Here is a 20152-nt window from a genome sequence, read left to right on the forward strand (position 1 = left end):
GCTTTGGGTAGGTTTTATGTAACGGTTATCTGTAGCGATCCCAGGGCAAACGCATTTTGTCAATAAGAATACTTTAATCTCAATAAAGGCGGAATGAATTGCATTAGTGAAGTAGCACCGCATGGCGGATCAAGCGTAGTTTCAATTGATGTCATCACAAATCCGCCGCTGGGGGTCATCTTTACTCATACCGTTGTTAGGGTTTTTCAGGTACTCACGCGCCCAATAGCAACCGCGCTTTAACAAATCATCAAGATTGAAATTCCACAGAATCACTTTTCCGTCTGCACCTGCAGAAGCAAGCATCTGACCATTGGGACTGAAACTGACGCCAACAACCGGAGCGTTATGTCCAGTGAGGGTTGCAATCAAACTACCATCCCGCCTCCAGAGTTTGATAGTATTGTCAAGACTTGCAGAAGCGATGGTTTGCCCACCTGGGCTGAAACTGACGCCAATCACTGGAGCGTTATGCCCAGTGAGGGTGGTGAGCAATCTGCCATCTCGCCTCCAGAGTTTAACAGTTGTGTCCTGACTTGCAGAAGCGATGGTTTGCCCATCCGGGCTGAAACTCACACTATTAACCCAATCGCTATGCCCAGTGTTAGCGTAGCGTTCCGCAGGAAGGGTGTTAATTAAGCTGCCATCTTGCCTCCAGAGTTTCACGGTTTTGTCATAGCTTGCAGAAGCGATGGTTTGTCCATCGGGACTAAAACTAACGCTATTAACCCAATCGCTATGCCCAGTGAGAGTGGTGAGCAATGTGCCATCTCGCCTCCAGAGTTTGACGGTTTTGTCATAGCTAGCAGAAGCAATGGTTTGCCCATCTGGACTGAAACTGACGCCAATCACCTGAGCGTTATGCCCAGTGAAGGTGGTGATTAATGTGCCATTCCGCCTCCAGAGTTTGACAGTTTTGTCAAAACTTGTAGAAGCGATGGTCTGCCCATCCCGGCTGAAACTAACGCCAATCACCGGAGCTTTATGCCCAGTGAGGGTGGTGAGCAATCTGCCATCTCGCCTCCAGAGTTTCACGGTATTGTCAACACTTGCAGAAGCAATAGTCTGCCCATCTGGACTGAAACTGACGCCAATCACGTGAGCGTTATGCCCAGTGAAGGTGGTTAGAACGCGCTCATTCCACTTCCAGGGTTTGACGGTATTGTCAACACTTACAGAAGTCATTAACTGTCCATCTGGGCTGAAACTAATGCCAATCACCGGAGCTTTCTGACCAGTGAGGGTGGTCAGAAAGCTGGCATCGTGCCTCCAGAGTTTGACGGTATGGTCCCAACTTGCAGAAGCGATAGTTCGTCCATCTGGGCTGAAACTAACGCCACTCACTGGAGCTTTATGTCCAGTGAGAGTGGTAATCAAGCGACTATCTCGCCTCCAGAGTTTGACGGTATGGTCTGAACTTGTAGAAGCGATGGTTTGCCCATCCGGGCTGAAACTGACGCCAGCCATCGGAGCATGCCCAGTGAGGGTGGTGAGCAAGCTTCCATCCCGCCTCCAGAGTTTGACGGTTTTGTCATAGCTTGCAGAAGCGATAGTCTGCCCATCTGGACTGAAACTAACGTTCATCACCGGACCTTTATGCCCAGTGAAGGTGGTGAGCAAGCTGCCATCTCGCCTCCAAAGTTTCACGGTATTATCAAGGCTTGCAGAAGCGATGGTTTGTCCATCTGGACTGAAACTAACGCCAGTCACTGGAGCTTTATGTCCAGTGAGGGTGGCAATCAAGTTGCCATCCTGCTTCCAGAGTTTGACGGTTTTGTCATAGCTTGCAGAAGCGATGGTTTGCCTATCTGGGCTGAAACTGACGCTACTAACCGCAGCTTGATGCCCAGTCAGGGTGGTGAGCAAGCTGCCATCTCGCCTCCAGAGTTTGACGGTTTTGTCAAGACTTGCAGAAGCAATGGTCTGCCCATCAGGACTGAAACTAACGTTAATCACCCAAGCTTGATGCCCAGTCAGGGTGGTGAGCAAGCTGCCATCTCGCCTCCAGAGTTTCACGGTGTGGTCAAAACCTGCAGAAGCAATGGTCTGCCCATCTGGGCTGAAACTAACGTTAATCACTGGAGCACTATGCCCAATAAAGCGGTTTTGCTCTCTCACATCGTAAACGACTTTTAGCAACCCCGTCACGACCTGCATCTGGGTATAGGGTTCTGCTTCACCTGAGTTTATCAACTGGCGCAGTTTTTTCCCTGCCTTGATGTTCTCTATCAACCCGTCAAGTTGTAAAATTTCACTAGCAGTCTTACTTTCTGCTTGGAGTGCCGCATTTTTGTACTGCTTTTGCACTTGATTCCACTGGTTAATGGCAAAAATAGCTGCTGTACTCACAAGTATAGTAGAAGTAATGGCAACTGTAGTTCTGGTTTGAGCTGCTTTTCGCGCTTTCCTTTCTTGCTCTAGCTCTCTTTGTCTACGTTCTTCCTCTTCTCGCCGCAAGCGATCGCGTAACCCCAAACTCAACTCAATAAACACCCGCTCAGATGGACTAATCTCCTCGCGTCGCTGTTGCAACCAATCCTCAGCTTCCGCTAAAGGTATACCATGCAACAGAGCTCCCTCATCATTATTGGTAACCTCCCATTGACGAATTGCTCCGCGTAACCGCTCTTGCCAAGTGCGAAAAGTGCGATCGCTCTTCATCCACTCCCTCAAGCGTCCCCAACCCAGAATCAAAGCCTCATGCACCACCTCCACTGTTTCTTCAGAGGTTGCTTCGTCATAACCAATCACCACCAGACGCATATCCTCACTGTTGAGGCGCGTCACCAACTCCCAGTTTTCTTCTCCTATCTCTTGGCGCGTGGCTAGACGACGGGTATCTTCCGTCCCCGTTGTTTCCCCTGGATGCACCAGTTGTGTGAACACTCGCCGTATCTGCTTTGGATGATACTCTTGAGCTATCTTGTCGTATACTTCTTCTGCGTATTTCCCTAGTGCCTCTTGGATACCGCCAATTTCATCGTAAGCTTGATTCGTCAGTTGGCGAGTTCTGTGTTTTATTGCTTCTGTCCAAAGCTGTTTTAGGGCAAATTCCAGTAAAGGCAGTTTGTCTGGTGGCGATTTATGTTGCGAGTTTTCCGCTTGATTATGTGTTTTTTTACCAACATCATTGAGAATCCGCTCTATCAGTCCTGTCTCTAGTGTGACACCTAAGGAACATGCAGGATGTGCGATCGCTTCCCCTAATTCCTGCTCATTCATCGGTCCCAGGTTCAAACAGTTATTTTCCAAGGCATCGTTAAAAGCGCGGTAGGATTGAGCATAGCCATAAAAGTCCGACCGCAGCGTTAACACCAGTTTGAAACAAGGCGCATTATACACCGCCCCCAACACACAATCCAGAAAACTCTCGCGTTCCTCAAAATCTGGGCAGAGTGTGTAGAGTTCCTCAAATTGGTCAGCCACCAACACAATCGATTTGGGATTGGTTGATGATATCCTAACTATAAATTGAGTTAAAGCATTCTTGTTTGAGCGCAGTTCCGTTGCCAGTTGGTGAATTTGAAAGAGGCGATGCTCCATCTCTGAGCTGCCCAAAGGGCGATGATCTCGGTTTATCTGAAGTTCAGCCTCATGATCACCACCCGCCTGAGTTGATTGCAAAGTTAAAAGTGCCGCAGCTAGGGCATCCAACGGACGCTTCCCAGGACGGAAATGGGCAATTTGCCAGTTATCCGATTCCTTAAGCAGATAGGGAATCAGTCCAGCAAACACTACCGAAGACTTACCCCTACCGCTTGGTCCAATCACCGCCACGAGTGGCTTTTTTTTCACCGCCTCTAATAGCCGCTGTGTAAAAGCTTCCCGCCCAAAAAACACCGACTTATCTTCTTGTCGGAAAGCGGATAATCCTTTGTACGGGGAACGAGGAGTACCTCCCAAATCTATCCATCTTGGTGGTAATTCTGCGGGATTCTGGCAAATCACAGGTAACCAGCTTGCACCAGGAAATTCATTTTCCAAACCCTGCAACTGTTCTCGCGCTTCCCGCACTGCTAAATAAAACGACTTACCATCAGCAAACCCCTTAAGAAAGCGCTTCAAAAACTCTTGTGCCACTTTATCTGGCACTGGTTCCCGCATGACAATCATTTGGGGAATATGCAAATCATCCAGCTGCTGTGCTAATCCCAAGCCATCACAAGAGTTAAAAATTGCCAACTGCAACCCGCGTTCTATCGCTTTTTGAAGGGCATTTTTAAACTGGGGAATTGTTAAATTTTCGGTAGGATTTATATATATGTGACCTGTTTGTCCATCATTTCTGCTAGAACTATGTCCAGCAAAAAACAAAATATCCCATCCCCGCTTATCCCAAAGTTGTTCGTCTAATTCATGACGTTTTGGCTCTACCAAAAATACTGTCTCTACGTCGTCTGATAAGCTTGACAATAACTTTTTGTCAGCATCAGTGTCAATTCCCGTGCTGTCCCCCAAGATTGCCAAAATTCTCACTTTTAGGGCAGAACTTTTTGTTTGACTTTCAGGCTGAAATTCTATAGGACTTAAAGCTACTTCCGCCAAACGGTAATCCCTAAAAAAACGCCAAATATGCCAGGGCAGTTTTCGGAGTAAATTATCCTCAGTTTGAATAATGACTCGGATTTCATCATCATGAGATAATCGCATCCGCAGTTGGCAGTCGATGTTACGAAATGCCTCGGTATCCAACCAATTATCTATTTGATTTTGTAATTCTTCACATACGTTAGAAAAATCAGCATCAGAAACGTGAGTCACGTCAGCTTCATCAATTTTGATATCTTCATCGGTTAACGCAGAGAGACGTAAACCTATATTTATAGAGCGAGCCGAATAGATTAAATCATACAACAATTGCCAACGACGGTAGAGGTCGATAATATTTGGAGCCGCAGGTAAACTACCCTGAAATTGCCTCCAGTGAGAATTTCCATCCGACTGTAGCACAACCGTAACCAGAGGAAAACCTGACTGCAATGTACCCCTTCCCAAGTTTAAAATAACTAACTTACTCATTTTTCTAATCGCGCAAGTCGTTAAGCCACAAAATCTTCCGTAATACTGAAATTATCGATAGACACTTGGATTTTGAATATTTTTCCTTTCGGGCAAGTAAATCGTTTCAGTTGAACAAAGTTATCTTGAGTGCGGGATTGAAATTCTTGGAGAGTTGCTCCTGAAGAAGAAAGTAAAGCAAGTCTAATATTTGGTGGTAGATAAATTTCTCCATGACATGGATGTAGCTGGACGCGGATACCCACTTTCTGCTCATCGTCTTGTGTCAAACCAATCAGCAGTGCGACAGAATGATTCCCTAATTGCATTCCCAAATCAATCAACTTGACTCCCTGAACAGACACTCTTCCAACAGCAATTTCATGTTGTCTGAAAGCAAAAGCTAAATTTCCTAATTCTGTATTTATAATTGTATTAAGAGACTGCCAACCAGTATCAAAAATATTGTGAAACCAATTGCTCAAATTATTAATTGACACCATGTTTTTGGCAACAGCTAAGCGACCGATTCGTCGATGATACAACTGAGTGCGCCATTCATCATTATCCAGCAGTGCTGCCCATTGCTCAAATGGTACATCAACTTGTAAACGGGGAAAATAAATAGATGAATCGCCTAAGCGTTGCAACAATTTTTGCGCCTCCGCTTCAGATAAACTTGGTAATTCTGAGATTTCCTCTTGTACAGGTAGTCCTAGTGTCATCAACATAACGGTGAGATTTGTTGTTAAATTTTCTGCTGCTAATACATAGGTGCGCTCATTTGAGTTATATTTGCCAAAATTCTTAAGTAGCCGATGAGTGGTAAATCCGCGCACTCCCAAAAAACACTCATCCTGATTCGCCTCTAGATTGACTTGCACTGCTAAGTAATAATCACCCGCAAGCGTAGGGATGTCTACCCACTCTTGAGGTACGGATAACTCTTCTAAATCCATTGTTTCACTGGGAATTAGTACTATTCGCCTTTCTGCCAGTGTAATTATTGCACCATTGACCACTTCCCAAATACTAGGTAAGCTATCTTCACTTGGGAAAATAGAGGGTTTAGGGATAGATTCTTCTGCTACCCACTCTATCAGCCAGTTCAAGAAAATATACAATGAAAGGTAATTGAGATAGGCGTTGTAGCGTGCAAGGGTATTAGAATAGCACTGAGCTTGCTCCCAAGCTGTCTTTTTGTCTGCTGATGAAATATTTAACCACAACTGATTACTAAAAGCCATTGCTAAATCATTATAAGGAAACATTAGTTAGCCCTCATCATTTTGCCTCATTACTTTTCGGAATGCCAAAGTTTTAACGATTCTTCTAAGACTGTATTGATTGTTGGTAAATCTGCTAGTTGATATTGCAAAATACCCAACTTTTCACAACATGATTTAACGACAGATTTAGCCACCTTCGTCAACCAAAGTTGTAAAAAATTATTAATCATAGTATCGATACTATTGATTAAAGCAGCCTCTAATTTAGCTTTTGTTTTCCGCAATACGTCTATACTTCCTGGTAAGGTTATGCCAAGCTGCTTGGCAATTTCTTGTTCCTGCAGTTTTTGTCCATAAACAAGTCGCAAAACCTCTTGCTCTTGTGGTTGAAGTTTCTTAACAGCCTCAACCAAAGCAACATGAATCAAATCTGTGTAGACAGGAGTTTCGTAATTACGATCTAACCATACTGCAACATATTGAGAAACCCACTCAGGAGGTTGGCTTAACCCATATAAAGTTTTCAGCAATTTGATTTCTATCGTCTTCATGCGATGAGCAATTGCACCCTGAGTGACTTTAAATCTGTCTGCTATCTGTTTTTGATTTAGCCCAAGCCCATAATAAAGGAGTAGAATTTCCTTTTGCTCGACTTTCAAAGAAAACAACTGAAGAAGCAAAGCTGGCTCAGTTCGCTTTACTATACTTCCTTTCTCTCCGATAGAATCTTCTACCTCTGAAGAAGTCAGAAAATTGTGTTCTAAAATTTCTAGAGACTCATGAGATGCAACTTGACGACCAGTTTCTACGAGTGCTTCAAGAGAAAAGTGTGGTGTGATTGATTTGGGGTAATTTTGTAATGCAACAATGCAAACTTCCATACTTGTTTGAAGTTGTTCGCCTGTGATGTTGCCACCTACAGCCACTTCATGAGATGTACAAGGAAGTAAAATTTGTCCATTGTAGTAATTAGCTGCTTCTGCAAAATCTACATTATCAGGTTCTTGCCACTTTTGTCCTGTAATTTTAGCAGGGTTTTGAATTTTGTTCATCTGATAAACTTGTTTAAAACACTTCCGAGCTAAGAGAAACCTAGAAATTTCCGGTTCATACCTTCCAGCTCTACCAAGTGCTTCTTTCAGTTCTTTATCACTCTTTTTATGCAACAACCGCCACTTAGAGAACTTAGCAACAGCAGCTTCATCTTTAATATTTTTGATCAAGACGCCTGTCACATAAGTATCGATAGAAGAATCATTTGAGTTATATTTAGCTAATATTTGTCTAAACTTGGTAGCTTCATAAAGCAGACATCTAGAAAGAAATATATATTCTTCCCAAGATTTAGATGTGTCATCTTTCCATACCTGAACAGCCGCCCTGTAGCAACTTTCCTCACAGTAAGCGCTCAGGTGTTCCCAAGCCTTTTGAACTCGTTTTTCTGGCTCCCAATCTTCCTTTGGTGGTTTGTCATTGAAAGCCATATCTATCCAAAACTGCACTAGCCCCCTACCGTTCTCATCCTGACTAACTAGCGATGCAAACTTCTTGTGTCTGCTTTTGTATAATTCAATATTGCTTAACAAATGAGGTTCTGTTTTCCATTTAATAGTTAAGTAACCCTGATGATTCTCCACAGTCATATACATAGAAAATTTATCAATAGGATTTTGACGGCTGGGCAGTTTGGGTATGCTGGTAAAATGCTTGGTGAACATCCTGACCTCTTCTCCTGACCTCTTCTATATAAAGCCAAAACTGTGTACTTCTACAGAAAACACAAGTGTAAAAACTTTGCTTTCCTAATAGTAGCGATCAGGATAGACTTGTTCTAGAGCGAGATATCTTGACTCAAGTGTAATATTTATTACCCCTTTGCCAAGTTAGTTCAGAAGATATGCGATTTTTGTCTGCTGGTATGATTTTCTAAAGAGAGGGTATCAGTTATGCTGTTACTGAATTAGAGATGACATGTAACTTGTTGGGCATGGTTAGTATGAGGTTGTTTGTATTAAGTGTACTACTGACTTATTGGTGCTGCTTGAGGCGTTTTATGAGGGTTTTTTACGGATTAGGGAAAATAATTCTCCTTCGCGTTCGCGATCGCACCCCGGCGGGGCTTTCCCAATGCCCTTTGGACACGCTACGTGTTGGCACAAGCCTCCGCAGGACTTACGCGCAAGGGTTTGGCTCCCTTTGGGAGCATCGTCTAAAAATCGTCGAAAAATCAAGCTTGAAAGCCGAAAACATAACTCATATTTTGTACTTTCTGTCAAGATTTAAGCTTGGAAATTTTTGCAGAACACCTGAGTTGATTGTAGAGAGCCTGTTTTACAGCCGAAAGTGAAAAAAGATCAAAAAAAAATACAGACACCCTAATATTTCCTCAAAGCTCCTCCCAATATAATAGACAGCAAGCTAATTCTTTAAATGTCATCAGGAAACTTTTTTGTGATTGCTATAGCGCTTCTCGTGTGAATGAAGTACAGAATTATCAGTGGTCTTTTGCTTATTCATGTTTTTTGCTTATTAATGTACTGCACTCAGACGATCAGTGCTTTTGTTGCAAACCTTGTCAATCGTAAAAATTCTCAGCACTAAGCACTAATCTAGTGTGACGCCAAACCAGACAAGCAATGAGCGAACAGCGATGACTATATGTTAGTCATCAGCATCATTATTATCTACAAGATTTGTAAGAGGATTTTAGCTCATGATCATAGTCATGCAATCCAGCGCTTCAACAACAGAAATTGAACGAATTTGCAAAGAACTCAGCCGTTGGAACGTTACACCAGAAAAAACGGAAGGCACGCACAAAGTCGTAATTGGTTTGATAGGTGATACAGCGGAAATTGATCCCCAACAAATCCAAAACTTAAGCCCCTGCATTGAGCAGGTTCTACGCGTGAAAAAGCCTTTTAAGCGGGCTTCAAAAGAGTTTCGTCATGGTAATCCTACTAATGTCGCTGTACCAACACCGAATGGACCTGTGACCTTTGGACAAAATCATCCTCTAGTCGTTGTTGCAGGACCTTGTTCTGTAGAAAACGAAGAGATGATTGTTGAGACCGCCTTAGCAGTTAAAGCAGCAGGAGCACAATTTCTACGAGGCGGAGCATATAAACCCCGGACTTCTCCTTACGCTTTCCAAGGTCACGGTGAGAGTGCCCTTAGCTTGTTGGCAAAAGCTCGTGAAGTCACTGGTTTGGGGATTATTACTGAAGTCATGGATACAGCAGACCTGGATAAGGTGGCAGATGTGGCAGATGTAGTGCAAGTTGGTGCCCGCAATATGCAGAATTTCTCCCTACTGAAGAAGGTGGGAGCTGCAGGTAAGCCAGTGTTGTTGAAGCGAGGACTGTCAGCGACGATTGAAGAATGGTTGATGTCAGCCGAGTATATACTGGCAGCAGGTAATCCAAATGTTATTCTATGCGAACGGGGAATTCGCACTTTTGACAAGCAGTACACCCGCAATACCCTAGATATATCTACAATTCCAGTATTGCGTACACTGACTCACTTGCCTGTTATGATTGACCCAAGTCATGCCACTGGCAAATCAGAGTTTGTACCAACAATGACAATGGCGGCGATCGCAGCTGGTGCAGATTCTTTAATGATTGAGGTTCACCCCAACCCAGCGAAAGCGCTTTCAGATGGACCTCAATCTCTCACACTGGAAGCATTTGAGCAACTCATGCAAGAAATGGCTCCCTTGGGCAAATTCTTTGGTCGTTGGACTCAAGGTGCAATTTCTACGGCAATGTCAAAGTTTGCTCTACAAGTTTCCTCCACTGCTCTCAAGTAAACAAGTCAATTATCTCTGCAATAAATAAATGCCATTAAGGAGAAACAAACCTCCAATGAATACAGTATCTCAAGTCTTGAACACGACTTCTCGTTTTTCATCACCCTTATTTGAAAATTCAGACAAAATCGTAGTTGTGGGCAACCACAACCTGACAATAGACGAAGTCGTTAGTGTGGCACGTTATGGCGCACAAGTATGCATAACCGATAACTATGATGTGTTGCAGGGTGTACAGGCGTCCTGTGACTACATTCAGAATGCTGTCGAATCGGGAACGCCTATTTACGGAGTGACAACTGGTTTTGGCGGTATGGCCAATGTTGCGATCGCCCGTGAATGTGCCGCTGTGCTGCAAAACAACTTGATATGGTATCACAAGGTAGGGGCAGGAAAAAGATTACCCCTTACTGATGTCCGCGCTGCCATGCTCTTGCGAGCCAACTCTCACATTATTGGTGCATCCGGGATTCGCTTTGAACTCATTGAGCGCATGAAGACGTTTTTGAATGCTGGTGTCACACCTTGTGTGTATGAATTTGGCTCGATTGGTGCCAGTGGCGATTTGACGCCTTTAGCCTACATCACTGGGGCGTTGATTGGTCTAGCTCCAAGTTATACCGTTGACTTTAACGGCGAAGAAATGGACGCACCAACAGCGCTCTCCAAACTGGGTTTAGATAAACTACAACTACTTCCAAAAGAAGGGTTGGCGATGATGAATGGCACCTCAGTTATGACTGCCATTGCTGCGAACTGCGTACATGACACCAAAATTCTATTCGCACTGTCGATGGGAGCACACGCTTTAGCTATCCAAGGTTTAAATGGCACCAATCAATCATTCCACCCGTTTATCCATAAGCTCAAACCACATTCAGGGCAAAAAAAGGCGGCAGCCCAAATGCTCAAGCTGCTTGCAGGTTCACGCTTAGTACGTGAAGAGTTAGATGGTTCTCATGATTATCGCGGTGAACATCCAATTCAGGATCGTTATTCATTGCGTTGCTTGCCACAGTATATGGGACCTATCTTAGATGGGATTGAGCAGATTGCCAGACAAATTGAAATAGAAATTAATTCTGTTACCGACAACCCACTTATCGACGTGGAGAATCAAGCAAGCTATCATGGCGGCAATTTTCTAGGACAGTACATTGGTGTAGGAATGGATCAACTTCGCTACTACATTGGGTTGTTGGCTAAACACCTTGATGTACAAATAGCTTATTTAGTAGCACCAGAATTTAACAACGGACTGTCACCGTCTTTAGTTGGTAACCAACAGCGTAGTGTCAATATGGGGTTGAAGGGGTTGCAAATAACCGGAAACTCGATTATGCCTCTGTTAACCTTCTATGGAAATTCCATAGCTGACAGATTTCCTACCCATGCCGAACAGTTTAACCAAAATATCAACTCTCAAGGTTTTGCTTCCGCAAATTTAGCGCGGGCAAGCGTAGAAATTTTTCAACAATATATGGCGATCGCCCTAATGTTTGGAGTCCAAGCTGTTGACCTACGCACGTATGTGATGGCTGGTCATTACGACGCACGTGCGTGTCTATCGCCTGCAACCGCAAAGTTGTACACCGCCGTGCGCGAAGTAGTAGGACAGCCACCGAATACAAACCGACCGTATATCTGGAACGATTACGAGCAACCTTTAGACCAACATATTGCACTTATCGCGGCTGATATTAGTGCTGGCGGTCAAATTGTGCAAGCTGTTAACGATATTTTATCCAGCTTGAAGTAACTCTTCAAAAATTATGAATATTGCACACAATGTAGAGCGCGGTCGTCGATATTTTCCCAATAAAACAGCTCTGATTTTTGAGGGAAAATCTTTTACTTACAAACAACTTGATGAGATGGCTAATCGCGTTGCCAATACTTTACGCGGATTAGGTATTGAACGCGGACAGCGAGTGGCATTGTTTTTGCCAAATATTCCGGAATTTGTCATTTCTTATCTTGGCATTTTAAAAATTGGTGCTATAGCAGTCTCATTAAATGTTATGCTAAAAAAGAATGAAGTCAAATTCATTCTTGATGATTGCTCTGCCAAAGCACTAATTACAACAGATTCCCTGAGTGAAAATGTGCCTGATTCAGAATTACCTGAACTCAAACACATTTTGATTGCAGAAGGTGAAGCCAGAAAGGGAATTAGTCTAGAGCAGCTCATGTCTAGTGCTTCACCTAACGCGCTTGCCATTGAAATGGAGCGCGACGAACCCGCCGCCATTGTCTACACCTCAGGTACAACAGGGTTTCCAAAGGGTGCTACGCTATCCCACGGTAATGTGATTTCAAACATCTACTCCAAGAACCGCTGTTGTAGGATGCAGCCTGAGGACCGATTCCTGCTTTACCTGCCCCTATTTCATTGCTTTGGTCAAAACGCGATTCTCAACGCTGGACTAAACGCTTGTGCAACCATCATCCTGCAACGCCGTTTTGAGCCGGAGCAAGTACTCAAAACCATAGCCACTCATGGCGTCACGATGTTCTTTGGTGTGCCGACTGTTTTCATTAAACTACTGAATACAAACACATCAGACTATGACTTGAGTTCAGTACGTTATTATTTTAGCGCTGCAGCACCCATGCCAGTGGAAGTGATTCAAAGATGGCAGTCAAAGCATGGCATGATTATCTATGAAGGATACGGTCTGACTGAAACTTCTCCGTTTTCCAGCTATAACCACGACTTGAAATATAAGCTCGGTTCAATTGGTAGTCCAATTGAAAATGTGGAAATGAAGATTGTCAATCTTGATGGTGAGTCAGTACAACCAGGAGAAATTGGCGAGATAGTTGTTCGCGGTCCGAACGTCATGCTTGGATATTGGAATCGCCCTAATGAAACTGCTCAAGTTATCAAAAATGGTTGGTTTCATACTGGGGACATTGGACGGATGGACGAAGATGGCTACTTCTATATTATTGACCGGCTAAAAGACATGATTAATGTCTCTGGCTTTAAGGTGTATCCAACTGAAGTAGAAAATGTCATTTATCAACATCCAGCAGTTGCTGAATGTGCTGTCTACGGTGTTCCCCATCCAGTAAAAGGTGAGATAGTTAAAGCTAACATCCTCCTCAAACCTGGTGAAGCACTTGCACAAGAACAAATCATTGCTTTCTGTGCTCAGAGGATAGCAGCTTATAAAATTCCACATAGTGTGGAGTTTATCGATTCGCTTCCAAAGAACCGAACTGGCAAAGTTCTTAAGAAGCTCCTACGTGAAGAGGCTAAGCAAAGTTTTCGCTCAACCGAGATGACCCCTCGCTAAGTGGTTTTACTTTTTCCCATCTCACTCACAAACTTCAGGAGGTTGATATGAGTCAAACTGCGTCTTTTACCATTGAGAAACCAAAAACAAATGTACAGCTGCTGTGGAACATTATCTACGGCGATATCCCAAAAAAAGTCCTCCTCGTTACTCATAACCTCAAGCTTTTCCCTTTTCTTGCTTCACAACCGCGCACCCTTGCAGAAATTTGTCATGCGATTTCAATTGAGCAACGTCCGGCGGAAACCCTTTTGGCGGTACTTGCATCTATTGAACTGGTGCAATTAAAAGATGGCTTTTATTCACTCACCTCGCTTGCAGAAGACTATCTTCTCGAAAGCAGCCCAGCGTATTTCGGCCATGTTTTAAATATGTTCATTGCTCAAGATCATATGTTCTCGTTTGAGAACCTACAAAAGACAATTCTTAGCAATTCACCCCAAATTTACGGTCACGGCGAATTATTCAAGTCACATCAAGAGCAAGCAGACCTTGCACGCACCTTCACCTACAGTATGCATAGTGCCAGTATGGTATCTGCATTGGTTTGGCCAGACGTCATTGATCTGTCAGGACACAAACTGCTGCTCGATATTGGTGGAGGTTCAGGTGCTCATGCCATCGGTGCGACGTTAAGATGGTCAAACTTGCAAGCCAATATCCTTGACCTACCTCTGGTATGTGAGGTAGCACAAGAGTTTGTGACTCGCTATGGCTTGCAGAATCGTATAAAGACCCACACCAGCGATATGTGGAACGATCCCTTTCCAGAAGCTGATCTTCACTTTTATGGCAATATATATCACGATTGGTCACCAGAAAAGTGCCGTTTTCTTACCCGGAAAAGCTTCGAGAGCTTGGAATCTGGAGGTCGCATCATCATCCACGAGGTGCTTTACAATGACCTCAAAACTGGTCCGTTTATGGCTGCTGCCACTGACGTTGGTATGCTTTTGTGGACGGAAGGTCAGCAATATTCAGGTGATGAATTGTCAGTGATGCTGATGGAAGCTGGTTTCACCGACGTTGAAGTCAAGTCTAACTTTGGCTACTGCAGTATTGTCACTGGTCGTAAACCTTGACTAAGTTGGTTCCGTGGAAGAGGATTTATCTGCCCTACGACTCAAGTAGGGAGCCTCTCCTCAGGATGATTTGCACAGCTAGCTACAGTTGCCAGCAGAACATCGCATACACAATTGTGGGTGATTGTCAAGATTCATGCATTTAATAGGTGGATTATGAGCGCTAAAATCTATACTCAAAATGGGAGTACGGCAGAACAGTTGGAACGAGAGACTTATCTCGAACTCGCGTCATCTGAATCTCCTAATTCTTCGCCATCAAAGTCACCTGTACATCGCTCACCTCTAGTAGAGGATCAGCGAAACGCCCACTCAGACAGTTTGCCGAGTTCCAGCAGCCAGCAATCTGCACCTCTTTCAATCGCCGAGGCTGTGATTAAGATGCTGCAAGATATGGGAGTGACTCATGCATTTGGCGTTTCGGGAGGCGGGATTGCAACGCTGTGGACAATGCTTGAGCGTAGTCCAATCCAAGTGTTTCACTTCCGTCATGAAGCAGGAGCAGCTTTTGCAGCCACCGAGTCTTATCTTGCAAGTGGTCGCCCCGTAGTCGTGTTCACCACGACTGGTCCTGGTCTCACCAATGCGCTGACTGGTCTATTTGCAGCACGCTCGGAGGGAGCGAAGGTGATTTTGCTGTCGGGTTATACTCCGGTAGCGCAACGAGGACGGTGGGCGTTGCAAGAAACTAGCAGCTACACAATGCCTATTTCAGGTATTTTTACTTCAGGTTCGCTGTTCCATTACGCTACTATCTTAGAGAGTGACGCCGAACTGCCCGAGATTGCTCGCAGGCTTGCTCTGGGTCTAGGACAACCTGGGGGCTTCGTAGCCCACATTAGTATCCCGACAGGTGTTCAGGGTATCCCAAGCAAGATATCGGTACCACAAGTGGCTTTCTCTCGAACTATTGCAACTGTCAGTAAGGACGCGATCGCCAAATGTGTACAGCTGCTCAATGAAGGGCCATTTGCGATCTGGGTCGGCTTCGGTGCTAGGTCTGCTGCCCAGGAGATCCGCCAGCTTGCTGAAAAAACAGGGGCGGCAGTAATGTGTTCCCCGCGTAGCAAAGGCATTTTTCCGGAAGATCATCCTCAGTTTATAGGTGTCACAGGCTTTGCCGGACATCCTTCCGTCCTGACCTATATGTGGGCGCAATGTCCTCGGCGCGTGCTAGTGCTGGGAACGCGTCTGGGAGAATTCACTTCGTTTTGGCGTCCTGAGATGGTTCCTGCGCGTGGGTTCATCCATGTTGATATCGATCCAGAAGTGCCAGGAACCGCCTATCCATCTGCCGAGACGTTCGCTATCCATTCCGACGTGGGAATGTTTGTCAAGGCGTTGCTGGAGGATATGCCAGAACGTCGTCAGAGATCAGATGTGTTGTCGCTGCCTCGTCCATACCGCGAGACCATCAATCCCCGTCCAGAGGGACTAGTGCGACCTGAAGTACTGATGAATGCAATTCAACAGGTGATTGTTGAGGGTAGCGATGCCTTAGTCATGGCTGAGGGAGGGAACTCATTTGCTTGGGCAATTCACCTCCTAAAATTTACTCAACCAGAGCGTTTTCGGATCAGCACTTTTTTTGCATCTATGGGTCATTTTGTTACGGGCGTTGTGGGTGGTGCCTTGGGGCACAATGGTAAGGCTGTCGCCATTGTCGGGGATGGAGCCATGCTGATGAACAACGAAGTCAGCACGGCTGTGAAATTCCAGATTCCCGCTGTTTGGATCGTACTCAACGACGCACGTTACAATATGTGCGACCAGGGCAATACGGCACAGGGACTGATAGGCGTAGATACAGAAATTCCGCCTACTCATTTTGTTAAACTTGCTACTAGTATGGGAGCGAATGGCATCCGCGTGGAGAGCGAGTCCGACTTAGAAGCAGCGTTGGAGATGGCACTTGCCTCAACAGACCCGTTCGTGGTTGACGTCATTATTGACCCGACCAGACCAGCACCTATTGGCGGTCGCATTCAGGGTTTGATTTCCCAAAGAACACAAGAACTAGAGAATTAAATGGAGAGATGTCATGATCTTGCAACCAGTAGGTATTCGCTCACTTGCAGTTAGCTTTCCTAGCGTCATCCGCACCAATGACTATTACAGAGAGAATTACCCTGAGTTAATTGCTCAGGTCGAGCAAAAAACATTATCCAAGGTGTTTTCACCAGCGGATTCCACTCTTAGGAATGAGTTTGAACTTGAGATGGCATCCTATCTTCACGATCCCTTTCGCGGTAGCGTCGAGCGACGAGTGCTTGGTCCTGGTGAAACATCGTTAACACTATCTTGTCGTGCTGCTAAGGACGCCCTTGAGGCAGCAAATCTCTCTGTCAACGAAATCGATTTGATGCTCGTTGCCACAATCTTTCCTGAGCAAATCGTACCTGGCAATGCTGCCTTTGTTGCTAGAGAACTCGGATTTCAGGGTGCTGCGTGGAATCTTGATTCCACCTGCTCAAGTGCTGTAGCTGCACTCCAGACTGCTTCTGCGCTGGTGCGTGCCGGAGAGTACCGCAATGTGCTAGTGATTATCTGTACTAACTACTCTCCTTTTACTGACGAAAACGATACTCTCTCATTTTTCTTAGGTGATGGAGCGGGAGCCTTTGTGGTTAGTTCGCTCAAACCAAACCAGGGCGTCCTCGGTACAAAAATTATTAACACTGCCTCTACCTGTGGAACCTTCTTTAATGAACTGACGACGGATGCTCAGGGTAACCCACGGATGTATATCCGGGCAGCTAAAGGTACGAATAAGATACTCAGCGATACTGCTGCCCCGCTCCTCCGGCAATGCTGCATGGGTGCTCTGGAAGCTGCTGGCCTGACCCTCGATGAGATTAACTTTTTTGCCTTCAATACACCTACTGCTTGGTATGCTAGCCTCTGTATCCGCGCACTGGGTATCAATCCTGAGCGTACAATCGATCTCCACAAACGTTATGCCAACATTGGACCGATGCTCCCACTCGCCAATCTGTATCATGGTGCAGAATCAAGCAAGATTCGTGAAAATGACTTGGTTCTGGTTTACAACATTGGTTCTGTATCTAACGCTGGAGCAACTTTGATGCGCTGGGGTGATGTTGCACTAGGTCCTGCTCCTGCTCCCTCAGTGAGCCTTAATTTGCAAGAGGATAAGGTTTTATCTCTTCGCTAGATGGCACTTTCGAGTTAACTAGGTGTGTAATTTATTCTTGCAAAGTTGTTTACTGTTCACCATTGACTGTTGACTATCAACCATCAACAGTCAGCACAAGGATTAGGTAATTTTGGTGCCAGTTTTCTACTGTGGCAAAAACAGAAGTAAGCGTTTCCCAAAGGCATTGTCATGACACAACAAACAAAAGATATGTCTTCTCAACCCATAATTGTTGTTAGCGGAGCAACTGGAAACACTGGTAAACACGTAGTTAAACTACTTTCTCAAGTCAAGGATGTAAAGGTACGCGCTGCAGTCCACTCTCTAGAAAAGGCTAGAGAACTACCTGAGAATGTCGAAGTCGTGCAGATGGATTATGCACAACCAGAAACAGTAGTGTCCGCTTTTGCAGGCGCTACCAAGCTCTATCTCGTACCTCCTAGCGATCCAAATCGAGTTCGGTCTGAGATAGCACCCATAATGGTGGAGGCGGCAAAGAAAGCGGGAATCCAGTACATTGTTCTTATTAGTGGGCTTGGAATTGACCGAGAGCCAATTACGCCCACGGATCGAGAATTCTATCTCCAAGTTGAAGGAATAGTGGTTGACTCTGGCATAACGCATACCATCCTGCGCTGTAGCTGGTTTCATCAAAACTTCATTTCTCCCGTATTTTTTGGCCCACAGGTTCAGCAAGGTGTCGTCCGTCTACCAGTTGGAGAAGGAAGAACTGGATGGATAGACGCTAGGGACATTGCTGCTGTGGCTGCAACAGTTCTCACCCAGACGGGTCATGAAAACAAAATCTACAATCTGACTGGTCCAGAAGCACTAACTACGAGTGAGTTAACCACTATTCTTTCCAAGGCTGCAGCCAGAGAAATAAAATTCATGGACGTTTCTGAAGAGTCTTTTGCTCAAATGTTGAGGAATTTTGGTACGCGTGAGCTGTTGATACAAGGGATGATTGACATCATGGGAAAGTGGAAAATTGGGGCTCACGACATTGTCACACCAGATGTTGAAAAAGTGACAGGTAAAAAACCAATTTCCTTTGAACAATTTGCCATAGACCAGGCTCACTTACTACGGCAATCAGACAGCAGTGGACATGAAGTCCTCGCAACGTGACTATCTGAAAATTTGCGTAAATTCAGTTGCAAGTTTCATCTTGTAGTTTGGGTCATTTCTTATAAAGTTAAAAGAAGCTGCACATAGCATTGAAGTATTCAAGGAGGATTCAATGACTACCATATCTGAGAAAGTTCAACAGCCAAAGTCAACTCAATCGAAAACGCAAGTTAACAAACGAGCGATGAATTTTCCTGCTAGTTGGTATATCGCCATGCACTCCAAGGACTTGGGGAAAAAGCCAATAGCAATAGAGTTATTTGGTCAGTCCTTAGTAGCTTGGCGAGATCAAAATAATCATCCAGTGATTATGGACCCTTACTGCTCGCACAAGGGTGCTAGTCTAGCAATTGGTAAGGTAGTAGATGGTTGTATTCAATGTCCTTTTCATCACTGGCGCTATGACTCCTCTGGGAAATGTGTTTACATACCTGATGTAGAGAACATTCCTCCAATGGCTCGTCAGACTACTTATGTCACCGCCGAAAGATATGGTTGTATCTGGGTATGGTATGGTACTCAAACTCCCCTATTCTCTTTGCCTGAGTTTCCATCAGCTGAGGATGAGAGAGATAACTATATGCCTGTACGTGAAGTCACAAAAGTCAACACGCCGCTGCAGGAAGCTATAGAAAACGCTTTTGATTATTGTCATTTAACCACAGTACATAAGATGCAGTTTTCTGGTCCTCTTCAATTCACTCTACTTCACGAGCAGCACTCAGTAGAACAGAGCGAACCACCTATTCAAAAAGATGCTTGGTTTGGATATGTTTGTAAGCTACCGCTTTACAGGAGAAAGGGGATAATAGGTGCATTCAGTCGAGCTTTAGGGTTTAGTGCTGAGTTCTCGACAGTACGAGTGGATTTATGGCCAAATGGATTTATATTTACAAATGGTACAGACGACAAAGTGATATATAAGGAGCTGGCTTCTGCGACTCCGGTGGCGGAAAACAAGATAAACCTGATGAGATTGGTATTGTATAAGAAACCTGGCAATTTCTTGCTAGATAGACCTTATATTTCTCTTATTCATTGGCGAATCCAAGCTACTATAGCTGAGGATCTACCAATTTGGAATACCATCAAGCCGAGTGCGGGCAAGGTTCATGTTAAGAACGACTGGTTGATCTTGAAGTTCAGAAAATTCTATCAAAATTGGGTTGATAAAGTTGAGTAATGCAGTTTACAAACTGGGTCTTGCACTATCAGTAAGTTAGCACTGTCAAACGTCAAACTGTCAAACTCACTATGAATGCGTGTATATTCATCAACAGCTACTTACTTAAGATAGACAAACTTCAGTATAGAGCTTCAACTAAAATACTACAGCATACAATTTGTACCTGTAGATACTACGTGAAAAATGATGTTTATCAACGAGAGAAATTTTTTAACTGCTTAGGAAACACAACAGTAGCTAAGGGTGTTCTCTC

The 20152-nt window shown here is 44.6% G+C and carries 11 protein-coding genes; 8 read left to right on the forward strand and 3 right to left on the reverse strand.

Annotation, left to right across the window (positions count from 1 at the left end; genetic code table 11):
• Positions 1 to 141: 141 nt before the first annotated feature.
• The 3 genes from DP117_RS16470 to DP117_RS16480 are packed head-to-tail and all read right to left on the reverse strand — an operon-like array spanning position 142 to position 7945.
• A complete protein-coding gene (locus tag DP117_RS16470; RefSeq protein WP_169219372.1) occupies positions 142 to 5019 on the reverse strand; it encodes a CHAT domain-containing protein in 4878 nt (1625 codons plus the stop codon).
• A gap of 20 nt (positions 5020 to 5039) precedes the next feature.
• The gene (locus DP117_RS16475; RefSeq protein ID WP_169219373.1) at positions 5040 to 6269 is read right to left on the reverse strand and encodes a DUF1822 family protein; all 1230 of its coding nucleotides are present in this window, start codon (positions 6267 to 6269) and stop codon (positions 5040 to 5042) included.
• Positions 6270 to 6295: 26 nt separating this feature from the next.
• Complete coding sequence (locus DP117_RS16480; RefSeq protein WP_169219374.1) at positions 6296 to 7945, reverse strand: sigma-70 family RNA polymerase sigma factor; 1650 nt, start codon at positions 7943 to 7945, stop codon at positions 6296 to 6298.
• Between the two features lie 995 nt (positions 7946 to 8940).
• Here DP117_RS16480 and aroF point away from each other — a divergent pair.
• The 8 genes from aroF (at position 8941) to DP117_RS16520 (ending at position 19896) form a co-directional block, all read left to right on the forward strand.
• Positions 8941 to 10041: a 3-deoxy-7-phosphoheptulonate synthase gene (aroF, locus tag DP117_RS16485; RefSeq protein ID WP_169219375.1), complete on the forward strand. Its 1101-nt coding sequence runs from the start codon at positions 8941 to 8943 to the stop codon at positions 10039 to 10041.
• A gap of 55 nt (positions 10042 to 10096) precedes the next feature.
• Complete coding sequence (locus tag DP117_RS16490) at positions 10097 to 11800, forward strand: aromatic amino acid ammonia-lyase (protein WP_169219376.1); 1704 nt, start codon at positions 10097 to 10099, stop codon at positions 11798 to 11800.
• Positions 11801 to 11813: 13 nt separating this feature from the next.
• Positions 11814 to 13343, forward strand: a complete 1530-nt coding sequence (locus DP117_RS16495; protein ID WP_169219377.1) for a long-chain fatty acid--CoA ligase — start codon at positions 11814 to 11816, stop codon at positions 13341 to 13343.
• 47 nt (positions 13344 to 13390) lie between these two features.
• Entirely contained in the window at positions 13391 to 14425 is a 1035-nt protein-coding gene (locus DP117_RS16500) for a methyltransferase (RefSeq protein ID WP_169219378.1), read from the forward strand.
• 156 nt (positions 14426 to 14581) lie between these two features.
• Positions 14582 to 16453, forward strand: coding sequence for a ScyA-related TPP-binding enzyme (locus DP117_RS16505; protein WP_169219379.1), 1872 nt, complete (start codon positions 14582 to 14584; stop codon positions 16451 to 16453).
• A gap of 13 nt (positions 16454 to 16466) precedes the next feature.
• Positions 16467 to 17600: a 3-oxoacyl-ACP synthase III family protein gene (locus DP117_RS16510; protein ID WP_169219380.1), complete on the forward strand. Its 1134-nt coding sequence runs from the start codon at positions 16467 to 16469 to the stop codon at positions 17598 to 17600.
• 171 nt (positions 17601 to 17771) lie between these two features.
• Positions 17772 to 18713, forward strand: a complete 942-nt coding sequence (locus DP117_RS16515) for an SDR family oxidoreductase (RefSeq protein ID WP_169219381.1) — start codon at positions 17772 to 17774, stop codon at positions 18711 to 18713.
• A gap of 112 nt (positions 18714 to 18825) precedes the next feature.
• Positions 18826 to 19896, forward strand: a complete 1071-nt coding sequence (locus DP117_RS16520; RefSeq protein ID WP_169219382.1) for an aromatic ring-hydroxylating dioxygenase subunit alpha — start codon at positions 18826 to 18828, stop codon at positions 19894 to 19896.
• Positions 19897 to 20152 lie beyond the last annotated feature (256 nt).

It is taken from the genome of Brasilonema sp. UFV-L1, from assembly GCF_012912105.1.
Lineage (GTDB): Bacteria > Cyanobacteriota > Cyanobacteriia > Cyanobacteriales > Nostocaceae > Brasilonema.

Coding starts and splice junctions, on each gene's coding strand:
- DP117_RS16470 (WP_169219372.1), bottom strand. CDS start 5,019: ATGAGTAAGTTAGTTATTTTAAACTTGGGAAGGGGTACATTGCAGTCA.
- DP117_RS16475 (WP_169219373.1), bottom strand. CDS start 6,269: ATGTTTCCTTATAATGATTTAGCAATGGCTTTTAGTAATCAGTTGTGG.
- DP117_RS16480 (WP_169219374.1), bottom strand. CDS start 7,945: ATGTTCACCAAGCATTTTACCAGCATACCCAAACTGCCCAGCCGTCAA.
- aroF (WP_169219375.1), top strand. CDS start 8,941: ATGATCATAGTCATGCAATCCAGCGCTTCAACAACAGAAATTGAACGA.
- DP117_RS16490 (WP_169219376.1), top strand. CDS start 10,097: ATGAATACAGTATCTCAAGTCTTGAACACGACTTCTCGTTTTTCATCA.
- DP117_RS16495 (WP_169219377.1), top strand. CDS start 11,814: ATGAATATTGCACACAATGTAGAGCGCGGTCGTCGATATTTTCCCAAT.
- DP117_RS16500 (WP_169219378.1), top strand. CDS start 13,391: ATGAGTCAAACTGCGTCTTTTACCATTGAGAAACCAAAAACAAATGTA.
- DP117_RS16505 (WP_169219379.1), top strand. CDS start 14,582: ATGAGCGCTAAAATCTATACTCAAAATGGGAGTACGGCAGAACAGTTG.
- DP117_RS16510 (WP_169219380.1), top strand. CDS start 16,467: ATGATCTTGCAACCAGTAGGTATTCGCTCACTTGCAGTTAGCTTTCCT.
- DP117_RS16515 (WP_169219381.1), top strand. CDS start 17,772: ATGACACAACAAACAAAAGATATGTCTTCTCAACCCATAATTGTTGTT.
- DP117_RS16520 (WP_169219382.1), top strand. CDS start 18,826: ATGACTACCATATCTGAGAAAGTTCAACAGCCAAAGTCAACTCAATCG.